This window comes from Rahnella sp. CFA14(1/10) (assembly GCF_004195095.1).
GTDB lineage: Bacteria > Pseudomonadota > Gammaproteobacteria > Enterobacterales > Enterobacteriaceae > Rahnella > Rahnella perminowiae.
In genome coordinates, this window is sequence record NZ_SEWS01000011.1 from 1 (window position 1) to 25772 (window position 25772).

Below are 25772 nucleotides of genomic sequence, written 5' to 3' on the forward strand. Positions count from 1 at the left end.
ATGCCGAACTCAGAAGTGAAACGCCGTAGCGCCGATGGTAGTGTGGGGTCTCCCCATGCGAGAGTAGGGAACTGCCAGGCATCAAATAAAGCCAAAAGCCCCGTACGAAAGTGCGGGGCTTTTGGCTTTATTGCTATCAGGTGGTGATTACAATCACCTTTTACTGCGCTTCACTTCACAAAAGGCACCGCAACTCCAGGTAATATTCAAATTCATCTCCCCAACTCGCCGATTCGTTGCTTAACTCAATATTTCCTATCGATAAAAAATAGCCATAACCTCGTTTTTAACAGGAACTATTGGGGATATTAATACAATGGATACTCTGGGATCTCAGTCTGGGAATCACGATCAGCAGGATAAGAAGAAACGTATTTTCGCTATTGTGGGGGCTTCTTCGGGAAATCTGGTCGAATGGTTCGATTTTTATGTCTATTCCTTTTGTTCGCTCTACTTCGCTTCTTCATTTTTCCCGAGCGGAAACAGCACAACTCAGTTATTACAAACTGCAGGTGTGTTTGCCGCCGGATTCTTTATGCGTCCGATTGGTGGATGGTTATTTGGCTACATTGCCGATAAACATGGGCGTAAAAACTCTATGATGATCTCAGTCTGTATGATGTGCTGTGGTTCGCTGGTGATTGCCTGTTTGCCAACTTACGCAACTATAGGCGGCTGGGCCCCGATATTATTGCTGGTCGCCCGCCTGTTCCAGGGGCTTTCCGTTGGTGGTGAATATGGAACCAGCGCCACTTATATGAGTGAAGTGGCGATTAAAGGCCGTCGCGGTTTTTATGCTTCATTCCAATATGTGACCCTTATCGGAGGGCAATTACTGGCACTTCTGGTACTGGTTATATTGCAACAGATATTCTCAAATGATGAGCTGAAATCCTGGGCATGGCGCATCCCCTTTGCATTGGGCGCGATACTTGCTGTTGTGGCGCTGTTTCTGCGTCGTTCATTGAATGAAACATCAGATAAACAAACCCGTGAGCATAAAGATGCCGGTACACTCTCGGGGTTATGGAAGCATAAAAAAGCATTCCTCATGGTATTAGGATTTACTGCGGCAGGTTCCCTGACTTTCTATACCTTCACGACTTATATGCAAAAATACCTGGTGAATACGGCCGGTATGGAAACCAAAACAGCGAGCGCCTTAATGACTATCGCTCTTTTTGTCTTCATGTGCCTGCAACCTATTATTGGCGGGCTGTCAGATAAAATAGGTCGGCGCAGTTCTATGCTGATATTTAGCGGTCTGGCGACTGTTTTAACCCTACCGATTTTGTATATTCTACAAACCGTTACCAGTCCTTATATTGCCTTCGGGCTTATTGTTTTGGCACTGCTGATTGTCAGTTTTTACACATCCATCAGCGGATTATTAAAAGCAGAAATGTTTCCACCTGAAGTCAGGGCATTAGGTGTGGGATTATCTTATGCGGTTGCTAATGCTGTGTTTGGCGGTTCGGCAGAATATGTCGCGCTGACCTTTAAATCATGGAATATTGAAGAAGTGTTTTTCTGGTATGTCTGCGTAATGTGTTTCGTTGCATTTATTGTGTCGATGAAATTACATCGTAAGGGAAAGGAAATACAGCTGTAGTCCGCGCTGAGAGGGTGCACGGATGCACTTTAATAATGAGTCAGATGATAAGCGCTGTAACCAGTGGCTGCGCCTGCAATATCCCAGCTAAAATCTTTCCAGCTCCAGCCGCTGCCACCCGCGCGGCTGTCATAAACTTCTTTGGTCGCGCCAAGTCCGACGGAAAACAGTAATCCAAATGAGCGGCTGCGTGCTTCATTCCATCCCTGATGATCACCGTATGCTGCCCCCGCTGCTGCTAATACAGCGGAACCTACAAAGTGCTCTGCCTTATCTTTGCCAGTCCAGGCGTCATTTGCGTAATGCGTACATCCGCTACATGCGGATATCAGAATAATGACGGGAAGCCTGAGGGCCCACGATAATTTTTGTATCATAAAGTGGATTTCCTGATATAAAAAAGCCCGATCAGAATGATCAGGCTTTTAGTATAGGCAATTACAGAATCCGGCTGATTAATCTGTCGATACGTATCCTGCGCAGACGGCGGATAAGTTTACGGACTTTCACCGGATAATTAGGAATACTTTCCAGTTCCATATAATGCGAAACAACCTGCGTGTGCTGGCGTATTTCTTCCAGCTCTTTGTGTCGCGCGGATGCCAGCTCCTTATGCGGATCATGGATCAGAATGGCATTTTCCAAATCCAGACGCCATGCGCGTGGATTCAGGTTATTGCCCGTGATCAACTGCCAGCGATCATCAACCCACATTCCCTTAAGATGGTAACTGTTATCGCCATCTTTCCACAGGCGAACAATCAGCTGCCCGCTGTCAACGAAACGTTGTAAGCGGCTCAGGAAGCGACGCAGGTTAATTTCATACAAATAGGGTAAGGCACCGATGATTTTGAATGGCTGATCCTGCGGGATATAAAAATCGTTGGCGGTTTTATCACCCACGATAATTTCCACCTGCTTACCCCGGCGCAGCAGATGAATGATATTTCTCGCCAGCATCGCAGGCATATTGAAATAAGGCGTACACAGCGTCAGCTTATGTTCCGCACTGGACATCAGATGATGGATGGTCCGGTTTAGTTCATTTTGTTTGCCCAGACCCACGATAGGCGTCACTGCCAGTTCATCATTTCCTGCACTGTCTTTGAAATGATAACCGCTGGCGCGCAGGTTCTGACGGAACTGACGCGTTTCGTTTTTGATCTCAATGCTTTTAGGACGATCTTCACGATCAAGACGCTGTACGGCAGCCGCAGTCAGGATCGATTTCTTCATAAAGTCGATCATGGTATTGGCCAGCGGAGCGTTAGTCAGCAACTGGTAGCGATCGTAGCGGTATTTTTCATGGCGATGCAGGTAAACATCATTGAGGCTTGCACCGCTGTAGATCACCTGATCGTCAATAATAAAGCCCTTCAGATGCAAAACACCTAACGCTTCACGGGTATTAACCGGAACGCCATACACCGGCACGGAAAGCTCAGGATGCTCTTTTGCCATGCGACAATACCAGTCAGCATTAGTGTTTGAGGCTGCCGCGCCAATGCGGCCACGCTGAGCGCGGTGCCAGTCAACCAGCACACAAATCTCCAGGTCAGGACGTCGCTGCTTGGCGGCATACAACGCCGAAAGCACATCACGACCGCCGTCATCATTCTCTAAATAGAGCGCGACCAGATAAATCCGTTGGGTGGCGTTGGCAATCGCTTCGAGCAGCGTCTTACGGAAATCTGCAGGGCAGTAGAGCGTTTTTACAGCATCAACCGTTTGGGGGAGTTTGGGCAGTTGAGCAAGGTGTTGTTGATGTTTATTACGTTTCAATTTTGACAACATCACAGTGCGCTTCTTCTCTCTTTATGTAATGGCTTTAGCGGCACAAGCAGACAGTGGTGACCGCACAATCGGTCGATAATACCATTAGTCCTGTCTCATGTGCGCATCTTTTGCCTGTTCGCGGCGCAGGCTCACGGTTTTCTGCTGCGAAATCCGGGCCTTTTCCAGTGTCAGTGAGAGGTTCACAATGCCGTCCTGGATCTGAATATCAACGTCGAATCCGAGTTTCCTGGCCAGCGTGATCATGCCGCGGTTATTGGGCATCGTAATGCCTGTGAGGCGTTGCAGGCCGTGCTCTGCCGCGTAATGAATCATCTTATCAAGCAACCGTCTTCCGAGCCCCAGTCCTTTCAGATCCGACCGTACCAGCACCGAGAATTCTGCATCAATATTATCAGGATCAGACACCGCCCGGGTAACGCCAATAATTTCGTTTTCATTATCCACACTATGAATGGCGACGAATGCCATTTCACGGTCATAGTCGATCTGTGTCATGTTCGCTAAATCTTCATGTGTGAACTCATTAATCTCACTGAAGTAGCGGTAGTACAGGTCTTCTTTAGTGACCTTCAGGATAAACGCTTTTAGCAGCGGCTCATCTTCCGGAAGGATGGGGCGGAACAGCGCCGGTGAACCATCTTTAAGTATAACGTGCTCTTCCAGTTCACGCGGATAAGGGCGAATCGCCAGTCGCGATCGGGTGTCTGCTCCCTGTACACAAAGCTGCATGGACACATCAAGCAGGCTGAGTTCACTGCCGGAAATCAGCAGAGGATGAATATCCAGCCTTTCGATCTCCGGGCAGTCGATGATCAGGTTCGACACGTTCACCAGTAACTGGCTCAGCGCCGGAATATCAAAAGGATGCAGGGCATTACGGCCACGAATTTTGCCACTTTTGAGTGCCTGAACCACCTGATAACGCGCCAGCGTCATGTTCAGCGGAGGGAGAGAAATCGCCGCCTGTCTTTCCGGTCGCCAGTCAGTACCGCCTTCTGCCAACATGATCAGCGGGCCGAATACCGGATCCTGTTCGACAACCACGCGCAGTTCCTGTGAGCCCGGCCGGTTGGCCATGGTTTGCACCAACAGCCCCAGGATCTTTGCCTGCGGAAACGCCTGTCTGGCACGGTCAAAAATAGCATTGGCAGCCTGTGCAACTTCGCTGGCGGTACGCAGATACAACATTACGCCCTGTACTTCAGAATTATGCGGGATATCCGGGGAGCGCAATTTCAGCGCCACCGGATAACCCACCTGGCTGGCGATGTTCACCGCTTCTGCGCTGTCGCTGGCAATCCATGTCGGCAGCACATTCATGCCGTATGCCTGCAAAATGGCGCGTACCTCATGCGTATCCAGCTGTGTCGTACCTTCCGCCAGCGTGCGGGCGATCACCTGATGCGCCTGACCGGTGTTCTGCCCAAGGTCGGCCGGAAGTGCCGGCGTTTCTTTGAGTTGCTTCTGGTTCCTGCGGTATTCCACCATATGCATAAACGCCGTCACTGTCCCTTCCGGGGTCCGGTAAGTCGGGATCCCTGCTTCTGTGAACAGCTTACGGGCTTCCTGCGAGGAAAACTCACCGCACCAGTTGGTCAGCAGTGTGATGTATTTACCCCGGGCATGCGTATGCACAGCGTCGATGACGTGGCTGGCGGTCACCGTGCCATGTGCGGCAGCGCTGGGTGCGTGGATCACCAGTATTGCATCGTAATCGGTGCTGCCGAGCAGAGCGGTCATCACCGCCTGATACAACTGCGGTGTGGCGTCATCGTGCAAATCCAGCGGATTCGAAACAGTGATATTCTCAGGCAAAATGGCACGCACTGTTCGACAGGTTTCCTCACTCAGTTGCGCCAGTTTACCATTGCGTGAAAGCAACTGATCCAACGCCATCGCAGCGGGCGCGGCACCGTTACTGACGATCAGCAACCGCTCGCCACGTAACGGCCGCATATGGCTCAGCGTTTCAACAGCGGAAAATAGCTCATGGGTATCCTGCACACGCAGTAAACCGGCGCGCTGAATCGCCGCGTCGTAAGCGGCATCAAGGCTTAGCGGGCTATTAAGTAATTGCTGCGCCTGTCCGCTGCGGCCACTTTTGATCACCAGAATCGGTTTATTACGTGAGGCGCTGCGTGAGGCGGAAAGAAAACGTCGTGCATCACTGATGTGTTCGAGATACAGCAGAATGGCGCTGGTTTTATTGTCACGGGCGAGGAAATCAAGCAGATCATCGACATCGATATCCAGGCTGTCGCCCAGCGATACGAAATAGGAAAAGCCCACGGCACGCTGTTGCGCCCAGTCCAGAATGGTATTGGCAACTGCCGCCGACTGCGAAATAAATGCCAGTTTGCCGGGAATAATGGGCACGGGCGAAAAACTGGCATTTAGCTTTTGCCACGGCGCGAGAATACCAAGGCTGTTGGGGCCGAGCAGACGCATCGAAAAGCGCTGGGCGCAGGTTTTAAGTTCAGCGAATTGTTGTGGCTGTGAGGAAAGCACAATGACGGTTTTACAGCCACGTTCGCCGAGTTGTTCAAGTAACGTAAGATTGCGGTCTGCGTGTGTGCAAAGAATGGCGAGATCCGGTGACATCGGCAAGCTGGCGACGTCCTGCCAGGTCAGCACACCACACACCGCGCGATAAGCCGGAGTGACCGGTAAGACCGGGCCGTTGAATCCGCTGTCGAGCAGATTGCGCATCATCAGATATCCGGCCCGTCCCGCTTTATTGCTGGCGCCGATGACCGCAATAGATTCAGGTCGTAGTAGTGCTTCCAGTCCGCGCTGACTCATGAGTACTCCGAACAATTATCCTTAACTGATTCTAGAGGCTTTCTTCGTTCTTTGCTGTGAGCTGATGCACCGGATGATGGGGTTTTCCGGCCAGATACTGGGTGCGGAAATGGGTAAAGTGGCGCGAGAGGCCCGCTGAGGCATTGAGATCCCCGGCTTTTTCCAACAATGCGGCGGCGACCTCTACGGTGCAATGCAATTCCGGACGTGAGGCTTCACGCAGGATATAGCCAGAGCTGGCACTCACATCGAGAGAGAAAACGGGAAGATTATCCAGATAAGGACTTTTGCGGAACATCTTACGCGCTTCGTTCCAGGTACCGTCGAGCATAATGAACAAAGGCGGTTTGCTGCCTGCCGGAACGTCGGTAAACACCTGACGTGGCGGTGCGGCGAAAGAGGCCGGAAAAACCACATAAGCCTGCCGCTGCGGATCGGCAATGGCTTCCAGCAGAGCCGGATCAGTTTGCGTGCGTGACCACAAAAACGCCTGCGTATCGGGCAGTACATCCGCGATTAAGCGACCCGTATTGCTCGGTTTCATCGGCTCCGTGTCAAACATCACCAGACAAAAACGGCTGGCAGCCTGATGAATTTCGCGCGTAGCACAGATGCAGTTGCGTTTGGGCAACAGACAGTGCTGACAGCGTATCGCCCGTGAACCGCGTGCAAGAAAAGGGCGGGTGGAGCGGGCTAGACGCTGCTCACGCAGGCGAAGGACGGCGTTGTCTGACATAGGCATTCCGGTTTTTGAAAAACGGTTATTCTAATCCCCCGATGCTGGCAGGCAAGGGACATCTGTTATAAACAGAAAAAGGCCCGCACAGTGACGGGCCTTCAAGGGCTTTATAACCGCTTATGCGTTACAATGATTCATTAAGCCAGTTATTGAACGGCGCTTTAGGCATCGCCCCGCTCAACATATCGACCATTTTGCCTTCATTAAACACCATAATGGTCGGAATACTGCGGATGCGGAATCGCGCGCTCAGTTCAGGTTCTGCCTCGGTATTCACTTTGATGAAGCGGATTTTACCGGCGCGCTCCTGCGCCACATCTTCAAAAATCGGCGCAAAATTAACACAAGGGCCACACCATGGTGCCCAGAAATCGACGACAACCGGCAGATCATCCTGCAGGTATTTGTCCAGCGTGGCGGCAGTCGCGTGTATGACATCGCCTTCAAAAAGTGCATGGCCGCATCGGCCACATTTTGCGCCGTCGTCGATACGATCCTCAGGCAGGCGGTTGGTGGCCTGACAAGATGAACAAACCGTATTCATAAAATAGCCTCTACATTGCTTAACGTGAGAATGGTATCAACCACAACCCCGGTTTTATCCTTAAAAGCGGTAAACAACACGGCTGATATGTTACTTGTATGTTGTAAGTATGAGGTTGCTACGTCATGTAAACAACGTGGTTTATTCAATGATTACGATAGTTTTTAGCTTTTGGTCCAAAGCCTGTGGCTAAGCTCACAGACATCAGGTAATCTTCGCGCCCTGCGCGTAGGTGGAGAGAAAAATGAACGATTCATTCAGTGGCAAGAACGGCAAAGTCAAAGTGATGTACGTCCGTAGTGACGACGACGGCGATAACCGCAATAACGATAAACGTCCTTCCAACAATAAAGGACGTCCGGGCGATAAACCTCGCCAGGGTTCCCGTCCAGACGATGCCCGCCGCAATGAGCGTCGCAGCAGCGATTCCCGTGGTGATTCCCGCGGCCCGGCACCGCGCCGTGGTGGGGACGATCGCCCGCGTCGTCCGGCCCGTGACGACGACGGCCCGTACTCTTCGCCGTGGAAAACGGTCTCACGTCCACCGGCAGATGATGCCGTACCGGATCACGGCGGTATCAGCGGTAAAAGTTTTATCGATCCTGAGCAGCTGCGTCGTCAGCGTCAGGAAGAGACCCGCGTGTATGGCGAAAACGCCTGTCAGGCCCTGTTTGCCAGCCGTCCGGACGCGATTGTGCGGGCGTGGTTTGTGCAATCCGTCACTCCGCGTTTTCGTGAAGCGCTGCGCTGGATGGCAGCTAACCGCAAAGCCTATCATGTGGTTGAAGATGACGAACTGGCGAAAGCCTCCGGCACCGAACACCACGGCGGCGTATGTTTCCTGATTAAAAAACGTCAGGGTCTGGATGCGGAAACTTATCTGCAAACTGCGCCGGCAAAAGACTGTGTACTGGCGCTGGAAAACGTCGGCAACCCGCACAACCTCGGCGGTATCATGCGTTCTTGTGCGCATTTTGGTATCAACGGGATGATGGTTCAGGATCCGGCACAACTGGAATCCGGTGCGGCAGTGCGTACGGCAGAAGGCGGCGCGGAACACGTTAAAGCCATTAACGCGGATAACTTCCTTGATGTTCTGGAAACCTTCCGTAAAGCGGGATACACCATCGTCACCACCTCCAGCCATAAAGGTACGGCGTTGGGCAAAGCACAATTACCGGCCAAAATGGTGCTGGTATTGGGTGAAGAAAGTGATGGTTTGTCTGACAGTGCATGGCAGCAGGGCGACCTGAGTGTCTCTATCGGTGGTACGGGTAAAGTGGAAAGCCTCAACGTTTCCGTCGCATCCGGTATTTTACTGGCAGAATGGTGGCGCCAGAACCAGGCGTAATAACCTGGTTTTAGCCATAAAAAAACGGACGCTTAAGGCGTCCGTTTTATTTTCTGATACTCAGGGTTTATCTGAATCAGTGCGCGCCACCCGCGCCCCCGCCACTGGTGAACGGCGGACGGGCGAACCAGATTAAAATCAGCAACACCAGGAATGCGCCACCGGATAACCAGAAAATCTCATTGGCAGAGATGATTAATCCCTGATTCGTGATCTCCCGTGCTATCCATCCTGAAGCTTGCTGTTGGCTCATGCCGAGGCCTTCGAGCTGCTGGTAGGTCTGCGTCGCTGTCGGATTAAACGGTGTGATATTTTCCGTTAACTGCGCGTGATGCAGCGATTCACGGTTCGACCACAAGGTGGTGGTGATTGAAGTACCAATCGACCCCGCCAGCGTACGGATAAAGTTTGACAGACTCGATGCCGCCGCCATACGTTCCGGCGGTAATCCCGACAGAATAATGGTGGTCAGCGGCATAAAGAAGCAACCCACCGCGAAGCCCTGAATAAACTGCGGCCAGGCGGATGCGCCAAAATCCATCCCCGGTTCGAACGTATAGGCGCGCCAGAAGAAGCAATAGGCATACATGATAAAGCTGAAAGTCACCAGCTTTCGCATGTCCAGACGGTGCGCAAAACGCCCGATGATCGGCGACATCAGTACTGGCAAAATACCGACCGGCGCGGACGCCAGACCGGCCCAGGTGGCGGTATATCCGTAGACCTCCTGCAATAGCTGCGGCAGCAATACAATGGCACCGAAGTAGAGCATATAAGCCAGACTGATACACAACACACCGATGGTGAAGTTTCGTGATTTAAACAGGGACAAATCAACGATCGGATGGTCATCGGTCAGCTCCCAGACGACAAGGAAGCACAGCGCGACCACGGCCACGACCGCCAGCACGATAATTTCCGTCGAGTTAAACCAGTCGAGTTCTTTACCCCGGTCGAGCATCACCTGTAAAGCCCCGATACCCAGCACCAGCAGTACTAACCCCACACTGTCGATCGGACGGATCTGCGTGGCGGTCTCGCGCCCCTTCAGCGTTCTGAGCGTCAGGAACACCACGGCCAGACCGATCGGCACGTTGATGAAGAAGATCCAGCCCCAGTGGTAGTTGTCACTGATATACCCGCCGAGGATCGGCCCGCAAATCGGGGCGACAATCACCGTCATCGACCAGAGCGCGAGTGCGGTACTTCGCTTGGCCGGCGGATAGTTATTCAGTAACAGACTCTGTGAAAGCGGGATCAGCGGACCTGCTACCACGCCCTGTACCACACGGAAGAAAATCAGCATTTCCAGGCTGTTGGACATCCCGCACAACCAGGAGGCGAGGGCAAACAGCACGGTGGACCACAGGAACAGTTTGACCTCACCGATGCGTTTTGCCAGCCAGCCGGTGATCGGGATCGAGATGGCATTTGCCACCCCGAACGAGGTGATAACCCAGGTACCCTGTGAGTTCGAGGCACCCAGATTCCCGGCAATGGTCGGGATCGCCACGTTGGCGATGGTAGAGTCCAGCACCTGCATAAAGGTGGCCATAGACAAAGCCACCGTCATCCAGGCCAGCGGGGCGCCTACCAGCGGTTTATTTGCCACAGAGGCCTCCGGATGTTTTAGCCTGCATTAGCATGAATAACGTCAGCAATGATGGCATTAACCGGTGTCAGATCCAGCGTCAGCGCTGAAGTCTGGTACAGCGGTTCACTACGCACTTTATTGGCCAGCACCAGGCCATCACGGTTCTGAGTATCAACCGTCACCAGCGTGGATAACCCGATACGCAGCGGGTGTTCAGCCACTTCCTGATCGTTGAGTTCGATACGTACCGGCAGACGCTGAACCACTTTGATCCAGTTGCCGGTGGCATTCTGCGCCGGTAACAGCGAGAACGCACCGCCGGTGCCCATGTCCATGCCGACCACTTTACCGTGATATTTCACGTCATCGCCGTACATATCGCTGACCACGGTGGCCACCTGACCAATACGCATGTTCGCCAGCTGGGTTTCTTTAAAGTTGGCATCGACCCAGATGTGATGCGCGGGCACCACAGCCATCAGGGACGTTGTCGGGCTGATCTGCTGGCCGATTTGAACAGCACGGCGCGAGACGAAACCGTCAACAGGGCTGCGCACTTTAGTACGTTGCAGGGCAAGCCATGCGTCACGGACCTGAGCGGCGGCCTGCAGAACTTGTGGCTGCTTATCGACCGGGGTATCCAGAATCATCGCCTGATTGGCGTTGTATTGCTGAACAGCGACATCGTATTGCGCTTTTGCGGTATCGACGGCATCACGTGCGTGTTGCAGTTCTTCACGGCCAATCGCATCGACATTTCCCAGCACAATGCGGCGCTTAAGATCTGTCTGCGCCTGTTGCAGTTGCGTCTGACGCAGCGCGATATTGGCCTGGTATTGCTTACCGTTGATGATCAGCTGATGCGTCTGCCGCACGCTGTTCGCCAGCGCCGTTTTAGCGCGTTCGAACGCCTGCTCAGCATCGGTAGGATCGATGGTCACCAGCACGTCACCTTTTTTTACAAAGTCGGTGCTGTCGAAATTGACGTCGGTTACGCTGCCCGACACCTGCGCCATAATCTGCACCTGGTTACCGGCCACATAAGCATCGTCGGTAGACTGGAAATGACGCAATACCAGCAGCCAGTAAAACAGGTAGGCGATGGCAATAATAATGAAAATCCCGGTTAACAAGAGCATCGCGACTTTGCGCGTTTTCTTCTTATTTTTCGGAGCTTGCGGCGTTGCCTGAGTATCGGCATTTGCGCTCATGGTCTTCTCCACACTGAGTCTTTTATTATGATTTTGGATCCGCTGCCGGGGCCTGATAACCTCCCCCAAGCGCACGGACGAGACTGATTTTTGCCTGCATCAACTGACTGCTGGCGGTAAGTTGTGCCTGCTGTTGTTGCAGGAGTGCTGACTGGCTGGTTAACAGCTCATCCCGTCCGATGACGCCAGCGTTGTACCTTGCATCTGAAACGCGATACACCTCTTCCAGCGATTTAGCGGCAGAAGAAGCCTGCTGCAATTGTTCAACGCTGCTTTTCGAGACAGTAATGGCATCCGCAGTTTGCTGGATGGCGTTCAGGATGGTCTGGTTATACGACTCAACGGACTGGTCATATAACGCGGACTCTTCGCCCAATTTGGAGCGCAACGCACCGGCGTGGAAAATCGGCAGCGAAATCGCCGGTGTGATATTCCAGGCTTTGCTGGCTGCTTCAAAAAGATTCGGGCTGGTGCCGCCGAAGTTGGTGGTCGTCAGACCCCCGAAGGCACTGATAGAAAGGCTTGGATAAAACTCTTTTTTCGCGGCACTGACGCTCTGGGAATAGGACTCCACCAGATCACGCTGTGCGGCGATGTCAGGGCGTTTGCCGAGTAAATCCAGGGTCAGTTCACCTTTGGGTGCCAGCGTGTCGGGTGATGGCAACGCAACGGCATGCAAACCGTCCATCGCGTCCGGACCACGTCCGGCCAGCGCAGAAAGCTGATGTCTCAGCTGTTCAGTTTGCGATTTCAGATTGATGATCTGCTGTTTGGCGCTGTCGGCCTGAGCCTGAGTTTGTTGCGGAATTTCAACGCCGTAGACGCCTGCCTGATATTGCGCTTTGCGCAAATCGGCAAGGTGCTGATTATTATCCACTTCGTGTTGCAGAATATCCTGCAAGGCAAGGTTTGCCTGCAACTGATAATAAGCTGACGCCACCGAACTGGTCAGCGTCAGGGCGGCTTCAGCCTGTTCTGCACGGGCAGAATCCACCTGTGCTTTCGCGGCATTCACCTGATTGCGGTATTTACCCCACCAGTCAAACTCATAGCTCAGATTCAGCCCGAGGCTGTTGCTGCTGTCGTAAATTGGCGCTTCGGGATAGCTGGTCAGAAACGGCGGGATCGTGTTTTTTGCGACACGTTCACGACGCGTTGAACCGTTCAAATCCAGATAAGGGCCATTGGCGGCATCGGCTTCGCCCATCACACTTTGCGCTTCGCGCACCCGTGCGGCTGCCTGACGTAATGATGGCGAGTTCTGCAACGTCGTGGTCATCAGATTATCGAGTTGCGGATCATTAAGACTGCGCCACCACTGGGGACCGATGGTCAGGGAACTGACTTTTGCCTGCTGCAGATGAAGCTGTTGCGTATCGAGCAGCGACGACTGAGGAGCAATATTATTACCGGAAGCGCAGCCGGCCAAAATAAAAACGGCAAACAGCGGCGTAAGCCTCCAGCGAACTTGGAGTGACATGTGTAGTTTACCTGAACAGAAATCTAGAATTGTTGTAGTGCTGTCGCATCCATCTGATCAAGGCGAGTTAACAGTTTGCGCGTCAGGGTTTCTAACTGCTTCTGTTCATCTGCGTCTAATGTCGACCAGAGAAAATGCAGGCTCTTATGTTGAGGCGGCAGTAACTTTTGAATAAAGGCTTCACCGTCAGCTGTCAGGTGCAAATGCAGACACCGGCGGTCGTTATCGCTTTCACGGCGTTCGATCCATCCGCGCTTTTCCAGCTCATCCGCAATCCGGGTGGCGTTGGTGCGTGATGAACCCAGCGCAGAGCTGAGCTCCGAAGGCTGAATACTGTGACTTTCCTGTGCATCAAGGGTGAGCAACGCCATAAACAGCGTTTCATTAATGCCTTGCGCTTTCAGCATCTTATTACGGTTTTCAAGCAATTTACTTTGCATGTGCATACACAGGCGGGTCAGCAAAATTTCCTGATAGGGGAAATCTTTTTGCTTTTTAGCCCGGAAATTTAACATGTTTTCAATTGGCGTGAACGAACTGTCCATATGAGAAGCCTCATTAGTTACGAATGACATAGTAACGACGGTAATTAATAATATCAATGTTATGAATCACCAATTCTTTAGCAATTAGTGTTATTCATAACTCCGGTGAATTATTCGATATTGACTGTAACAGGCGGACTTCGCCCGTTGATTATCCCCCTGATAAAAATGGTCTTCAGCCTGCCATCAGCATCAGCTTGAACACCAGACCGTACGCCACGGCGCCGGTCAGGGTGGCAATAACAATGCTTTTGGTACGCCAGAAAATCAGTGCCAGCAGAGCAAAACCGGCCAGTGACGGCAGCAGCTTTTGCTGATCGCGCAGAATTTCTGGGGTGCCTGAAACCACCAGCAGCGCACAAATTGATGCGATACCAATGCTGTCGAGTACGCGGGATAACGGGCCACTTTTCAGTGCTGACTTCTGCCGCGAACCCAGGCGCAGAGGCAGATACCGGAACAGGTAATTGACGGTGCCGACGAGCAGACAAACCAAAATGACATCAGTGCTCATCTGAGGTGATCTCCGTGGCAGAAGGGGGAACGGGGCGTTGCAGCAAGGCGGCGAGGCACCCCGCACCCAGGCCGCAGGCGATGGCGGCGGGAATCGACCAGAACAGCAACCCGCCCAGCGCACCGGTCAGTGAGGCGACAAACACTCCACTCTGCTGGCGCTTAAAGGCCGCGAGCAGGAAACTCAGGAACAGCGCCGGTAACATAAATCCGAGTGCGGCTTCGATGGCGGGGAAATCTTCCAGCGGACCATTACCAAACAGCGCACCCACTGCGGTGCCAAAAACCCATGAAAGCCATGATGACAGCGCAATGCCGCACATCCAGTTTTCGCTCCAGCTACGTTTATTGCGGATCAGTTTGGCCGTTGCGGCAGCAAAGACTTCGTCCGTCAGGCCGAATGCCCAAAGCGCGGTTTTTTTGCCAGAGAGTTTTCCCACAATACGATTGCGCAGTGAAGGACCATACAGCACATGCCGCACATCCATCGCCATCACTGTCAGGGCGGAAACCCATAACGACATGCCTGCACTGAGCAACGCGGTGATCACAAACTGGCTGGCGCCAGCGTAGATAAGAATGGAAAACAGCAGACTTTCAGAAGGGGTGAAACCCAGTTTGACGGCGCTGAGACCGAATGCAAAAGCGATGGGCAGATAACCCATCACGATAGGGAGGCTATCGGTAATACCTTGTGCGAAAGTGGAAACACGAACGGGGTCGGGTGCTTCGAGATCTGGATTGGTTTGCATGGGTGTTTAAAACATTGTGAAACCGGATGGTTGCCGGCAAATAATTCATGGCGTAAACATTACCAGACTGTAAGTATTGTTGACACCCTTTGGTTCAAATAAATTTCTTTAATGACTATTCGCAAGCTAATCAGGAGGAGTGATGGTTCCCTCCTGATGTAGTTTCGTACGTTATCAGGCCAGGGTGTATTGATGTCCTTTCCACCAGACCAGTAAATTCAGCACGCACATGACAGTACCCGCTGCTGAGACCCCGTACCAACCCGCCGCCTGATAAGCCGAAGCAGACACCAGTGACCCCACCGCACCCCCGATAAAGTATGTCGTCATGTAACCCGCTGTCAGGCGGTTACGCGCTTCCGGCATCGTTTTATAGATAACGCTTTGATTGGTGATGTGGACGCCCTGAACCGAAAGGTCCAAAACGATGATACCGATAATCAGTGAGATCACCGAATATTGCCCATATGCAATCGCTGCCCAGGATAGCAACAGCAGGATCAGACCCGCCGTGGTGGTCAGATGGGCTTTGCCTTTATCCGCCAGATTCCCTGCGCGGGTGGCTGCCAGCGCACCCGCCGCACCCACCAGACCAAACAGGCCGATAACCCCTTCGGAATAGTGATACGCCGGGCCCGCGAGCAGGAATGCCATCGAGGTCCAGAGAATGCTGAAGTTGGCGAAACAGAACATGCCTATCAGCGCACGGGTGCGTAAAACTGGCGTACGGATGAAGAGTGTGAAAATAGATTTCAGTAACTGCGGGTAATTGAGATCGGTTTTCTGCTGGTGCTTTGGCAATTTACGCCACAACACCAGCGCCATCACGACCATCAACGCACTGGCGACCCAGTACACCGTCCGCCAGCCTCCCAGTGATGCCAGCGCACCCGCGACGGTACGTGCCAGCAGGATCCCCAGTAACAGGCCAGACATAATCAGTCCGACGACTTTACCGCGACGCTCCGGTTCTGCCAGCGTGGCAGCCAGCGGCACCAGAATTTGTGCCACTACCGAGAACAATCCGGTGAGCGCCGTCCCGATCAGCATGATGGTCAGCGTGGGCGCCATCGCAGTAATCAGAAGACCTGCGGCAGAAAGTAACGTCATCAGCACAATCAGACTGCGGCGTTCAAACATATCGCCGAGCGGCACGATAAACATCAGGCCACAGGCGTAACCGAGCTGCGCCACCGTGACGATAAATCCGGCCTGATTCACCGACAGGCTGAACGCCCGGGCGATGGTTTCCAGCAGCGGTTGTGGATAATAGTTACTGGCGACGGCAAGCCCGGTGGCCACTGCCATTAGAATAATCAGCGCCGGGCTGAGTGGAGAATGTGCGGTAGTTTTTTTCATAATATGAATAAACGTATCTTATTGAAGGAGCAGAGGAAAGCGAAAGGTAATTATCGTTTTGGTTGAAATATTAAACCAATGAATAGTTTTCATGGCAACTATTTGGTTTTGTAATGGACATTTTCTTCACAAAAAACGGGCGGAGATTTCTCCCCGCCCGCTGGACTGACTGAATCTGATGTAGCGTTATTTCGCTGCAGCAGCCGCTTCTTTTACCCAGCCGTCGAACTGTTCCTGGTGGGCTTTGATCCAGCCGTCGGTTTGTGCGTCGATATCGGCTTCTGAATTTTTACCGGCATGCATGGCAGCATTCTGCGCATTGATGTCTTTCAGCGGCAGTTTCATGATGGCAAACAGTTTCGCCGCCGCCGGGTTTTTCTCAGCCCAGGCTTTGTTCGCCACGATGTGCATGGTGCTCACCGGGAAACCATAGTTCTTACCGTTTGGCAGTGTGGTATCGGCATTTTTATCACCCGGTACGACAGAGAACGGTACCTGCATCCACAACACGTCTTTGCCAGGAACCAGCACATTGCTGACCCAGTATGGCGTCCAGGTGTAATAGAAGATCGGTTTACCTTCTTTGTAACGCGTGATGGTGTCGGCGATCATTGCAGAATAGTTACCCTGATTGTGGGTCACGGTATCTTCCAGGCCGTAGGCTTTCAGCTGTTCATTCAGTGCCGCTTCACAACCCCAGCCCGGTGTACAACCGGTCAGATCGGCTTTACCGTCGCCGTTGGTATCAAACAACTTAGCCAGTTTCGGGTCTTTCAACTGCTCAATATTGGTGATGTGATATTTCTCAGCAGTTTTCTTATCGATTAACCAGCCCTGCGCCGCGCCGGTCACATAAGTCCCTTCGCGGTAAAATACCTTATCGCCCCCGGCGGCTTTGTACATTTCATCGTGCAGCGGTGACCAGTTGACGGCGGTGAATGTCGCATCTCCGGCCGCAATGGTGGTGTAGCCGACGTTATAATCGACTTCGCGGATTGGCTGTACATCGTAGCCCAGTTTTTCCAGCGCTTTATTCACCAGCTCAGTCTGAAATGTCTCTTCGCTGATGGTGCTCTGAATTGGCGTCACGGTGACACCTTTACCCGGCAGTTCGGCAGCGAATGGGGTTGCTGTTGCAAATGTGGTGAGGGCGGCAACGGCCCAGAGTCCTGTCTTTTTCATCATTACCTCAGTTTTTATCATGTGTTATTTTGCTGCGGCGGCAGCTTCTTTGATCCAGCCATCGAAGGTCGCCTGATGCGCTTTGATCCAGCCATCAACGTGCTGCCGGATATCATCTGAAGACGATTCCCCTTCATGCATCCGCAGGTTCTGTGCATTAACGTCGGCCAGCGGCAATTTCATGATGGCGAACAGTTTCGCTGCTGCCGGGTTTTTCTCAGCCCAGGCTTTGTTCGCCACGATGTGTTCGTTGTTGACCGGGAAGCCGTAGTTCTTACCGTTCGGCAGCGTGGTATCGAGATCTTTCTGCGAACCCGGATTTGCCGAGAACGGCACGGTCAGCCAGACCACGTCTTTGCCCGGTTTCATCTCGTTGCTGACCCAGTAAGGCGTCCAGGTGAAGTACAGAACCGGCTTACCGGATTTAAACCGGGTAAGGGTGTCGGCAATAATGGCCGAATAGTTGCCCTCGTTTTGCGTCACGGTATTGCTCAGTCCGTAAGCTTTGATTTGGGTATTGATTACCTGGCCGCAGACCCAGCCCGGATTACAGCCCGCCATATCAGCTTTGCCGTCACCGTCTTCGTCAAACAGTCTGGCGATTTTCGGGTCTTTCAACTGCGACAAATCGTGGATGTGGTACTTGTCGGCGGTTTTTTTGTCGATCAGATAGCCTTGTGCTGCGCCGCTGATATAAGTGCCCTGACGGTAGAACTTCTGGTCGCCACCGGCTGCGTTATACATGTCTTTTTGCAGCGGCTCCCAGTTCACCGCCATGTAGGTGGAATCGCCGCTGGCGATGGCGGTATACGCGACGTTGTAATCCACTTCGCCGGTTTGCTGAACGTCGTAGCCCAGTTTTTCCAGCGCGCGGTTAACCAGTTCGGTCTGGAAAGTTTCTTCTGCAATGGTGCTTTGCAACGGTTTGACGACCACGCCTTTACCCGGTAAATCGGCAGCGAACGTTGTTGAGGATGTGACGAGTGTGCTCAGGGCTAGTGCCCAAATAGGCGTTGTGCGCATGGTGAACCCTTATTTCTTTTCCTCTTTATCATTCAGGTTGCCTCTGCGTTGGCTGCCCGAATGTTTTTGAGGATTGTTTATGAATACCTAAGAGTGGACTGCGTTGTTTTAGCTGTTGAGTGTTCCCGGCAGCGGACCGCCGGGAAAAATGCAGGATGTGAATCAGGCTTTCCTGGTGAAAGGCTTCATCACCAGACCGACAGGGCCACGGGTGAACCAGCGGTGACCGCCTTTGCTGCGGCTGTCGCGACCCATCGACTGGGTAAGACGGTCGAGAATAATGGCGAGAATAACGATACCCGCGCCACCCACTGATGCCAGACCCATATCCAGACGTCCGATACCACGCAGTACCATCTGGCCAAGCCCGCCTACGGCGATCATGGAGGCGATAACCACCATCGACAGCGCCAGCATCAGCGTCTGGTTAATCCCGGCCATAATGGTCGGCATAGCCAGCGGTAGCTGAACTTTAAACAGCATCTGCCGCGGGCTTGAACCAAAGGATTTGGCTGCTTCAATCAGATCTTCCGGAACCTGATTAATACCCAGAATGGTCAGACGCACCACCGGTGGCAGGGCGAAGATGATTGTCACCACGACGCCTGGCACGTTCCCGATACCAAACAGCATAACGATCGGCACCAGATACACGAACGCCGGTGTGGTCTGCATGGCATCAAGCAACGGCCGTATAATTTTGGCCGCCTTCTGACTGCGTGCCAGCCAGATGCCGAGGGGTAACCCTATCAAAATACAGAAAAACAGTGACGTCAGAACCAGCGCCAGTGTCACCATGGCCTGTGACCAGGCACCGATTGCGCCAATAAGCACCAGCGAAACCAGCGTGGCGGCACCCATGCCGAAACCGGCCATTTGCCAGGCAAGCAAGGCGAAGACCAGGATCGCAATCGGCGCGGGGAGGGATTCCAGACCGTGCTGGAAACCACTCAGGACGAAATCGACCGGAACACGGATCCCCTGGAATACCGGACGGAAGTTACCTACCAGCCAGTCGATTCCCTCAGTGACCCAGCGGTCGAGCGGGATCAGCGTACTGTGGAACGGATCGAGAACATTAAAATGCTGATGATGTTCCGGCGCGATGCTGAGCCAGTCGTTGGTCTGGGCCGCGGCGTGGTGAGTCGCATCCGGGGTGCTGGTCGCGGCATCGCTGCCGCCGCCCCACGGATCACTGCTGCCCGTATCGGCCGGTGCGGCAGAGGTTGCGGCGTCAGCGTGCGGTGCGACACCGCCACTGGCGTTATCAGCACTCCACGGATCCACGGAAGGATCAAGAGCCTGTGCCTGAGCGGCCTGAGCGTGTTGTGTAATGGTGTTATTTAGGATTGAAGTGCTCATTCGTTACCCCCTTCTTTGTCCAGAGCCTGAAGTAGCATGGCTTTGGAAATAATGCCGATATAGTTATTGTCCTCATTGATAACCGGCACGGCGCAAGGCGCAGCGGCAACGTGAGAGATCAGTTCACTGAGCGGCATATCCGCCTGTACGGCTGCCGGCGATTCCAGCAGGGCACTTTCCAGCGACTGATTGGCTTTCAACGCAGTTTTCAGGGATTCAATCGACACCACGCCGATAAATTTCTGACCACGTTCAAGCACATAACCATATTCGCGGTCTTCATCTTCGAGCAGCTTGAGCGCGGCACGCGGACCAAAACCGGGGGTTTTACGAATAAGCGCGCCACGACGGCGGGCAATGTCTTTGGCGCTGAAGACCTGACTGATATCGACACCACGGAAGAACGTGCGAACGTAGTCATTGGCCGGATTATTAAGAATGTCTTCCGGCGTGCCGACCTGCACCACTTCGCCGCCCTGCATAATAGCGATACGGTCACCGATACGCATGGCTTCGTCCAGATCATGAGAAATGAACACGATGGTGCGCTGATGCTGAGCCTGAAGCTTCACCAGCTCATCCTGCATTTCAGTACGAATTAACGGATCGAGTGCGGAGAAGGCTTCATCCATCAGCAAAATGTCAGGGTTGTTGGCCATCGCCCGGGCTAAACCGACACGCTGACGCATCCCGCCTGACAATTCATCCGGATAAGAATTGGCATAGTTTTCCAGCCCGACCTGACGCAATGCGTCAATCGCTTTGGCGTTGCGCTCTTCCACCGGCACGCCGGCCAGTTCCATACCAAACGCGGTGTTATTCAACACGGTCAGGTGTGGCATCAGCGCAAAGGACTGAAACACCATACTGATTTTACTGCGACGTACCTGGCGTAATTTTGCTTCTGAGATTTTGGCGATATCTTCGCCGTCGATCAGGACTTCGCCGCGGGTGGGCTCTATCAGACGATTGAGAAGGCGTACCATGGTGGATTTACCTGAACCGGATAACCCCATGATGACGAAAATCTCGCCTTCTTCAATGGCCAGACTGGCATTCTTAACGCCAAGTGAAAGACCGGTTTTCTCAAAAATTTCTTCTTTACCCTTACCTGCGTCAATCATCTTGAAAGCGCGATCCGGATTTTCACCAAATACCTTATAAAGATTCTTTACTTCGATTTTAATTGCCATGCAATGTGCATTCCTTGGATATAAATAGCCGTATCGGCTCGATGTCTAGTTTTTGTGTTGGACCGTATAGGATTTTGCCTGTAACGAAATAGTGAACGCGTTATACCCTAACACATCGAAATTCTGAGACAAGTCTCAATGTTTCCGGGGAATAATCATGATTGATTTCCAGGTTTTGTATTTGTTGGTATTTGAGGGGCTAATTTCGCCCGGTGAACGTTGACAATTAATGACAAATTTCCGGGTGAAAATATTTGAGGTTATTCCCCTAATTAAAGGACAGGGTAATCCGTTAAGAATATAGTTAATTACTTGATTTTAATAAAATTAATAACTTTTTTCTTTGTGGGGTTTTAGCGGGTTTGAATTTTGTAATTTAAATGAAATTAATGCGTGATGGCCGGTGCATATTGGCAGGTGTAAATAGAGATTTCAGATTTGCGTGAAAGCCGGAAATTTACCGGTTGTCTGAAACATGAATATGCACTGAAATAATAGCCTGAACAGGTGGGGTAAGCCGGAAATTGGCCGGTGAGAACACCGGCAGGAGGGGGTAATTCGCTCAGGGAAACCGACACAATTGGACATCATGACGCAGATTTCCCGCCATCGGCTATTTTGCGATACAGGCGCCTCGGGTGACCGATATTTCCGTACTGCATCTCCACGGCGATAAAGCCAATTTCCACGCAATATTCCAGATAACGGCGGCCTGTCGTTTTGCTGATCCCGACTTCTTCTACCACCTGCTCGACTGACCAGCTGACATCAGGTTTGGTGGTGAACGCACGCTGAACCAGTTCCAGCGTATTCGGCTCAATGCCTTTGGCTGAAGGCGCTGAAGGTGTGTCGGTAGCGGGCAGATTAAACAGTTTATCCAGCGCCCGCTGATCAACAACTTTGACATTACGCAGGGTTTGCACCAGTTGCATGAAGCGTTCAAGTGAACTGCGCAGGCGATGAAATGACACCGGCTTGATAATGTAATCGAACGCGCCACTGCGCATTGCCTGGCTGCAGGTTTGCATGTCGCTGGCGGCGGTGATGAAAATGACCGAACATTCGACACTTTTCAGCAACGGGCTGTCGATCAGATCCACGCCCTGACCATCGGGCAAATAATTGTCCAGCAAGATCAACCGCGGCTGATGCAGCCGCAGCAGAGAACGCGCCTGTTCCAGTGTGGCCGCAATGCCCACCACGCGCAGATTAAAATTTTGCTCGATAAAATCACGATGCAGACCGGCCAGATGCGGCTCATCTTCCACAATCACGACATCAAGTGCGCTGCTGTTATTCATGGTTCTGTCCTGTTAACGCTTCAGCCGGGTACGGGATAAAGACTGAAAATATCGTACCTTGCGGCGTGTTGTCTGATATTTCGATGCTACCACCCGCCTGACGGACATAACCGGCAACCAGATACAGGCCGATGCCATGTTCTGCACCCGTGGCGTCCTGTCCGCTGGAAGGCTTACTGGTGACGCCTTGTTCAAACAGGTGCGGTTTGAGCGCATCTTCCACACCGTTGCCCTGATCGGCGACTTCAATCAGCAGTTCCTGGTTTCTGTCGGAAATATACAATTCAACCGGTGCAGGCGGCGACAGCGCTTTCAGCGTGGCGTCCACGGCGTTATCGAGCAAGTTACCGACTACGGACATCAGCTCGGTTTCGCTAATGCCTGCCGGAATGCGGGTGAGCTGACAAGCCGGGTCGAAACTCAGCCCGACGCCTTTTTCACGCGCGCTGACGTATTTCCCCAGCAGCAGGCCGCACAGCGCGGGTGAGGTAAAGCGCGCTGAGACGAAATCCAGCACCGCCTGTGCGCCTTCCGATTGCGCCTGTATATAGTGCATGGCGTCATCGTAACGCTGCATTTGCAACAAACCTGCCAGCGTGGCGGTCCAGTTGAGCTGTTCATGGCGCATGATGCGCAGATTATCAGCATAGCGTTTCACCTGACTCAACTGGCTGCTCAGCGTATTAATGTCATTTTTATCGCGGAAACTGAATACCCAGCCACTCTCTGCACCGGGTTCCAGTTCGATTGGCACGCGGTTGACGATCACCTGGCGCTGATTAAGTACCGTAATCTGATCATGTTGACTGTTATTTCCACTGATGCCGCTTTGCGTGAAGAATGCGGGAGGCGTCTGAAGCACCTCCGCCAGGGGTTTACCCAGCAGTTCGTTTTCGGGCCGGCGGATATCGAGCAATTCACGCGCAGCCCGGTTAATGGAAATCAGCTGCTTTTCAGCGTTAACCGCAAATACGCCTTCATACATGGCTTCCAGTAAAGCTTTTTGCTGGCGAACCAGCAGGGCGATATCTTTGGGTTCCAGCCAGAACATCTGTCTTTTAACGTTACGGGTAAACATCCAGGAAAAGATAAACAACAATAATAAAAGCAGCAAACCGTATAAACCGGCCTGCGCCAGACGGCGGCCATTAATATTGTCGATATATGAGGTGAGATAACCGACCGAAACAATCCCGATCACCTGGTTATTCGCATCCAGAATCGGGGCTTTGCTGCGTAATGAAACGCCAATGCCGCCCTGACGCACAGAAATAATGGTTTTACCGGCCAGTACACCGGCGTTATCACCGCCGATCATCGGCAGGTCTACGCGATCCGGCGATTCGGAATGATAAAGATGCAGCTCGCGGGTGTCGCCGATGACGATATAACTGGCGTCACTTTTATCGCGTAATGGCTGGATAAGCTGCGCGATGCCGGAAATATCCCGCGCCTTAACTTTCTGCGCCAGCCCTGGCATCAGCGCAATCTCGCTGGCCTGAACCCGGGCACGCTGACCGAGATCATGATGCAACTGGCGGTCGATAATATGAAATAAAATCGCCCCCAGCAGTGCCAGCAACACGCAGGAAAATACCACCAGAGATAAAAAGAGTTTTACCTGAAAAGGTAATCTGAATTTCATACGACCTGCTGCAAGGCGAACTTAAAACATACATTGAATAAGCCTATCACGGCAAAATGTGAGCCGTAATCGCAGAGAAGCAGAGTTGTGAACAGGAGATTAAAATGGCGATGATTTCACACAGTAATGACAGGGTTAAAGGTGGGTTTTACTACTAATCTTATAATCCTTATAAAGCAAGGTGCATTAACACCATAAACACCATAACAACCTTTATCCCTGCGATTTTAATTTGAACAACCTCACATCCGGCTGACCGGTCGTTTTCATATGCTCAGACCATCAATAAGAAAAGACTCCCGAAGAAAGAGGCAATGTCATGAGCACAACCGACGATTCCTACATCGCTGTCAAAGAAACGAAAACCTCCGGCCTTTCAGCCAGACAAAAATGGTGGCACATTCTTGATAACTACAAAATAGGCATCATCCCGCTGCCATTTTTTCTGCTGGCGGGCGTACTGATCCTGCTTGACTGCCTGAACGGCAAGTTGCCGAGCGACATCGTGGTGATGGTCGCCACGCTGGCCTTCTTCGGCTTTGCCTGCGGTGAGTTCGGTAAACGCTTACCTGTGGTAGGGAAACTGGGGGCCGCGGCGATTTGTGCCACGTTTATTCCTTCGGCGATGGTGCATTATGGTCTGCTGCCGGATGTTGTTGTTGACTCCACGGTCAAATTTTATAAATCCACCAATATTCTCTACCTCTATATTTGCTGCATTATTGTCGGCAGCATCATGAGCATGAATCGTCAGGTGTTGATTCAGGGCTTTATGCGTATTTTTGTGCCGATGCTGTGCGGCGAAGTTGTCGGGATGATCGCCGGTATGGCGATGGGCACGGTTTTAGGTTTACCGCCGGTGCAAACCTTCTTTTTCCTGATCCTGCCAATCATGGCCGGTGGTGTAGGAGAAGGCGCAATCCCGCTGTCGATGGGTTACGCGACCATCCTGCATATGGAGCAAGGTGTGGCGCTTGGGCGCATTCTGCCGATTGTTATGCTTGGCGGTCTGACGGCCATTGTGCTGGCGGGTGTGCTGAATCAGCTGGGGAAACGTTATCCACATCTGACGGGTGAAGGCCAGCTGATGCCGTCGGGCAACGGCAAGATGGGCAGCGGTACTGAGGAATTTAACGGTAACCCGGGCGTCAATGCGCTGGCCTGTGGCGCACTGCTGGCGATCCTGTTGTACATGGTCGGAATGCTGGGCCAGAAATGGATTGGCCTGCCGGCGCCCGTGGGCATGCTGTTTGCGGCGGTGCTGGTGAAACTGGCTAACGGCGTTTCGCCGACTATTCAGCACGGTTCAATGACGGTGTATAAATTCTTCCGTACGGCGGTAACTTATCCGGTGTTATTCGCGGTGGGGGTGGCCATTACGCCTTGGCAGGAGCTGATCAACGCTTTCACTATTCAGAACCTGCTGGTGATTGTGACCACCGTAATGGCGCTGGTCGGCACCGGCTTTTATGTGGGTAAGAAAATCGGCATGCATCCTATCGATGTGGCGATCGTCTCCTGCTGTCAGAGCGGGCAGGGCGGCACCGGTGACGTGGCAATTCTGACATCCGGTAACCGCATGACGCTGATGCCCTTCGCGCAAATTGCTACCCGCATAGGCGGCGCAATTAACGTATCCGTCGGATTATTCGTGCTGGCGAAATTCTTCGCATAACATCTTCCCCCCTTCAGCCGAAGGGGGACACAGAGAACGCCCCTGCGTCAGTTTTTAGACACATTGCGGGGGTATTTTTCCGATGAAATAAT

At 52.5% G+C, this 25772-nt stretch carries 21 protein-coding genes; 3 read left to right on the forward strand and 18 right to left on the reverse strand.

Annotated features, from left to right (window positions below; all coding sequences use genetic code 11):
- The first annotated feature begins 316 nt into the window (after positions 1–316).
- A complete protein-coding gene (locus tag EVX52_RS20465; protein WP_129992017.1) occupies positions 317–1612 on the forward strand; it encodes an MFS family transporter in 1296 nt (431 codons plus the stop codon).
- Between the two features lie 29 nt (positions 1613–1641).
- On the opposite strand, the gene EVX52_RS20470 is transcribed toward EVX52_RS20465, so the two are convergent.
- The 5 genes from EVX52_RS20470 to trxC all read right to left on the reverse strand — a co-directional run bounded on the left by EVX52_RS20470 (position 1642) and on the right by trxC (position 7494).
- Positions 1642–1989: a YfiM family lipoprotein gene (locus EVX52_RS20470; protein WP_129954865.1), complete on the reverse strand. Its 348-nt coding sequence runs from the start codon at positions 1987–1989 to the stop codon at positions 1642–1644.
- Between the two features lie 61 nt (positions 1990–2050).
- Positions 2051–3403: a CDP-diacylglycerol--serine O-phosphatidyltransferase gene (gene pssA, locus EVX52_RS20475; protein ID WP_370278362.1), complete on the reverse strand. Its 1353-nt coding sequence runs from the start codon at positions 3401–3403 to the stop codon at positions 2051–2053.
- Positions 3404–3490: 87 nt separating this feature from the next.
- The gene (locus EVX52_RS20480; protein WP_129992018.1) at positions 3491–6211 is read right to left on the reverse strand and encodes a bifunctional acetate--CoA ligase family protein/GNAT family N-acetyltransferase; all 2721 of its coding nucleotides are present in this window, start codon (positions 6209–6211) and stop codon (positions 3491–3493) included.
- Positions 6212–6242: 31 nt separating this feature from the next.
- Positions 6243–6947: a tRNA-uridine aminocarboxypropyltransferase gene (locus EVX52_RS20485; protein WP_129954868.1), complete on the reverse strand. Its 705-nt coding sequence runs from the start codon at positions 6945–6947 to the stop codon at positions 6243–6245.
- Positions 6948–7074: 127 nt separating this feature from the next.
- Positions 7075–7494 carry a thioredoxin TrxC gene (gene trxC / locus EVX52_RS20490; RefSeq protein WP_013574074.1) on the reverse strand — a complete coding sequence of 140 codons (420 nt, stop codon included), beginning with the start codon at positions 7492–7494 and terminating at the stop codon, positions 7075–7077.
- A gap of 244 nt (positions 7495–7738) precedes the next feature.
- On the opposite strand from trxC, the gene EVX52_RS20495 reads away from it, so the two are divergent.
- Positions 7739–8845: a tRNA/rRNA methyltransferase gene (locus EVX52_RS20495; protein ID WP_129954869.1), complete on the forward strand. Its 1107-nt coding sequence runs from the start codon at positions 7739–7741 to the stop codon at positions 8843–8845.
- A 76-nt stretch (positions 8846–8921) separates the two neighbouring features.
- Here EVX52_RS20495 and emrB read toward each other — a convergent pair whose 3' ends face one another.
- From emrB to EVX52_RS20560, 13 genes are all read right to left on the reverse strand, one after another.
- A complete protein-coding gene (emrB, locus tag EVX52_RS20500; protein ID WP_129954870.1) occupies positions 8922–10457 on the reverse strand; it encodes a multidrug efflux MFS transporter permease subunit EmrB in 1536 nt (511 codons plus the stop codon).
- A 17-nt stretch (positions 10458–10474) separates the two neighbouring features.
- Positions 10475–11650, reverse strand: a complete 1176-nt coding sequence (emrA, locus tag EVX52_RS20505; protein WP_129954871.1) for a multidrug efflux MFS transporter periplasmic adaptor subunit EmrA — start codon at positions 11648–11650, stop codon at positions 10475–10477.
- Positions 11651–11675: 25 nt separating this feature from the next.
- A complete protein-coding gene (locus tag EVX52_RS20510; protein WP_129954872.1) occupies positions 11676–13130 on the reverse strand; it encodes an efflux transporter outer membrane subunit in 1455 nt (484 codons plus the stop codon).
- 23 nt (positions 13131–13153) lie between these two features.
- Entirely contained in the window at positions 13154–13675 is a 522-nt protein-coding gene (gene mprA, locus EVX52_RS20515; protein ID WP_101079342.1) for a transcriptional repressor MprA, read from the reverse strand.
- A gap of 175 nt (positions 13676–13850) precedes the next feature.
- The gene (gene ygaH, locus EVX52_RS20520) at positions 13851–14189 is read right to left on the reverse strand and encodes an L-valine transporter subunit YgaH (RefSeq protein ID WP_129954873.1); all 339 of its coding nucleotides are present in this window, start codon (positions 14187–14189) and stop codon (positions 13851–13853) included.
- Positions 14179–14940: an AzlC family ABC transporter permease gene (locus EVX52_RS20525; protein WP_129954874.1), complete on the reverse strand. Its 762-nt coding sequence runs from the start codon at positions 14938–14940 to the stop codon at positions 14179–14181. Before EVX52_RS20525 ends, ygaH begins: the two co-directional genes overlap by 11 nt.
- 174 nt (positions 14941–15114) lie before the next feature.
- On the reverse strand, positions 15115–16299 hold the full coding sequence (locus EVX52_RS20530; protein WP_129954875.1) for an MFS transporter: 1185 nt from the start codon (positions 16297–16299) through the stop codon (positions 15115–15117).
- Between the two features lie 186 nt (positions 16300–16485).
- Positions 16486–17481, reverse strand: coding sequence for a glycine betaine/L-proline ABC transporter substrate-binding protein ProX (gene proX, locus EVX52_RS20535; RefSeq protein ID WP_129955003.1), 996 nt, complete (start codon positions 17479–17481; stop codon positions 16486–16488).
- A 24-nt stretch (positions 17482–17505) separates the two neighbouring features.
- Entirely contained in the window at positions 17506–18504 is a 999-nt protein-coding gene (gene proX, locus EVX52_RS20540; RefSeq protein WP_129992019.1) for a glycine betaine/L-proline ABC transporter substrate-binding protein ProX, read from the reverse strand.
- Between the two features lie 162 nt (positions 18505–18666).
- Entirely contained in the window at positions 18667–19866 is a 1200-nt protein-coding gene (gene proW / locus EVX52_RS20545; protein ID WP_129992020.1) for a glycine betaine/L-proline ABC transporter permease ProW, read from the reverse strand.
- The gene (gene proV / locus EVX52_RS20550; protein WP_129954878.1) at positions 19863–21059 is read right to left on the reverse strand and encodes a glycine betaine/L-proline ABC transporter ATP-binding protein ProV; all 1197 of its coding nucleotides are present in this window, start codon (positions 21057–21059) and stop codon (positions 19863–19865) included. Before proV ends, proW begins: the two co-directional genes overlap by 4 nt.
- 587 nt (positions 21060–21646) lie before the next feature.
- Positions 21647–22360 carry a response regulator gene (locus EVX52_RS20555; RefSeq protein ID WP_129954879.1) on the reverse strand — a complete coding sequence of 238 codons (714 nt, stop codon included), beginning with the start codon at positions 22358–22360 and terminating at the stop codon, positions 21647–21649.
- A complete protein-coding gene (locus EVX52_RS20560; protein WP_129954880.1) occupies positions 22353–24005 on the reverse strand; it encodes a sensor histidine kinase in 1653 nt (550 codons plus the stop codon). The genes EVX52_RS20555 and EVX52_RS20560 overlap by 8 nt, the downstream gene beginning before the upstream one ends.
- Before the next feature lie 319 nt (positions 24006–24324).
- Here EVX52_RS20560 and EVX52_RS20565 point away from each other — a divergent pair, with 319 nt between their 5' ends.
- Positions 24325–25680, forward strand: coding sequence for a 2-hydroxycarboxylate transporter family protein (locus tag EVX52_RS20565; protein WP_129954881.1), 1356 nt, complete (start codon positions 24325–24327; stop codon positions 25678–25680).
- Positions 25681–25772: the final 92 nt, after the last annotated feature.

What these genes read in the sequence shown, in the direction of transcription:
- EVX52_RS20565 (WP_129954881.1), top strand. Translation starts at nt 24,325, where the DNA reads ATGAGCACAACCGACGATTCCTACATCGCTGTCAAAGAAACGAAAACC.
- EVX52_RS20480 (WP_129992018.1), bottom strand. Translation starts at nt 6,211, where the DNA reads ATGAGTCAGCGCGGACTGGAAGCACTACTACGACCTGAATCTATTGCG.
- EVX52_RS20530 (WP_129954875.1), bottom strand. Translation starts at nt 16,299, where the DNA reads ATGAAAAAAACTACCGCACATTCTCCACTCAGCCCGGCGCTGATTATT.
- ygaH (WP_129954873.1), bottom strand. Translation starts at nt 14,189, where the DNA reads ATGAGCACTGATGTCATTTTGGTTTGTCTGCTCGTCGGCACCGTCAAT.
- proW (WP_129992020.1), bottom strand. Translation starts at nt 19,866, where the DNA reads ATGAGCACTTCAATCCTAAATAACACCATTACACAACACGCTCAGGCC.
- proX (WP_129955003.1), bottom strand. Translation starts at nt 17,481, where the DNA reads ATGAAAAAGACAGGACTCTGGGCCGTTGCCGCCCTCACCACATTTGCA.
- EVX52_RS20495 (WP_129954869.1), top strand. Translation starts at nt 7,739, where the DNA reads ATGAACGATTCATTCAGTGGCAAGAACGGCAAAGTCAAAGTGATGTAC.
- EVX52_RS20525 (WP_129954874.1), bottom strand. Translation starts at nt 14,940, where the DNA reads ATGCAAACCAATCCAGATCTCGAAGCACCCGACCCCGTTCGTGTTTCC.
- proV (WP_129954878.1), bottom strand. Translation starts at nt 21,059, where the DNA reads ATGGCAATTAAAATCGAAGTAAAGAATCTTTATAAGGTATTTGGTGAA.
- EVX52_RS20465 (WP_129992017.1), top strand. Translation starts at nt 317, where the DNA reads ATGGATACTCTGGGATCTCAGTCTGGGAATCACGATCAGCAGGATAAG.
- mprA (WP_101079342.1), bottom strand. Translation starts at nt 13,675, where the DNA reads ATGGACAGTTCGTTCACGCCAATTGAAAACATGTTAAATTTCCGGGCT.
- proX (WP_129992019.1), bottom strand. Translation starts at nt 18,504, where the DNA reads ATGCGCACAACGCCTATTTGGGCACTAGCCCTGAGCACACTCGTCACA.
- emrA (WP_129954871.1), bottom strand. Translation starts at nt 11,650, where the DNA reads ATGAGCGCAAATGCCGATACTCAGGCAACGCCGCAAGCTCCGAAAAAT.
- EVX52_RS20555 (WP_129954879.1), bottom strand. Translation starts at nt 22,360, where the DNA reads ATGAATAACAGCAGCGCACTTGATGTCGTGATTGTGGAAGATGAGCCG.
- EVX52_RS20470 (WP_129954865.1), bottom strand. Translation starts at nt 1,989, where the DNA reads ATGATACAAAAATTATCGTGGGCCCTCAGGCTTCCCGTCATTATTCTG.
- EVX52_RS20485 (WP_129954868.1), bottom strand. Translation starts at nt 6,947, where the DNA reads ATGTCAGACAACGCCGTCCTTCGCCTGCGTGAGCAGCGTCTAGCCCGC.
- trxC (WP_013574074.1), bottom strand. Translation starts at nt 7,494, where the DNA reads ATGAATACGGTTTGTTCATCTTGTCAGGCCACCAACCGCCTGCCTGAG.
- EVX52_RS20560 (WP_129954880.1), bottom strand. Translation starts at nt 24,005, where the DNA reads ATGAAATTCAGATTACCTTTTCAGGTAAAACTCTTTTTATCTCTGGTG.
- EVX52_RS20510 (WP_129954872.1), bottom strand. Translation starts at nt 13,130, where the DNA reads ATGTCACTCCAAGTTCGCTGGAGGCTTACGCCGCTGTTTGCCGTTTTT.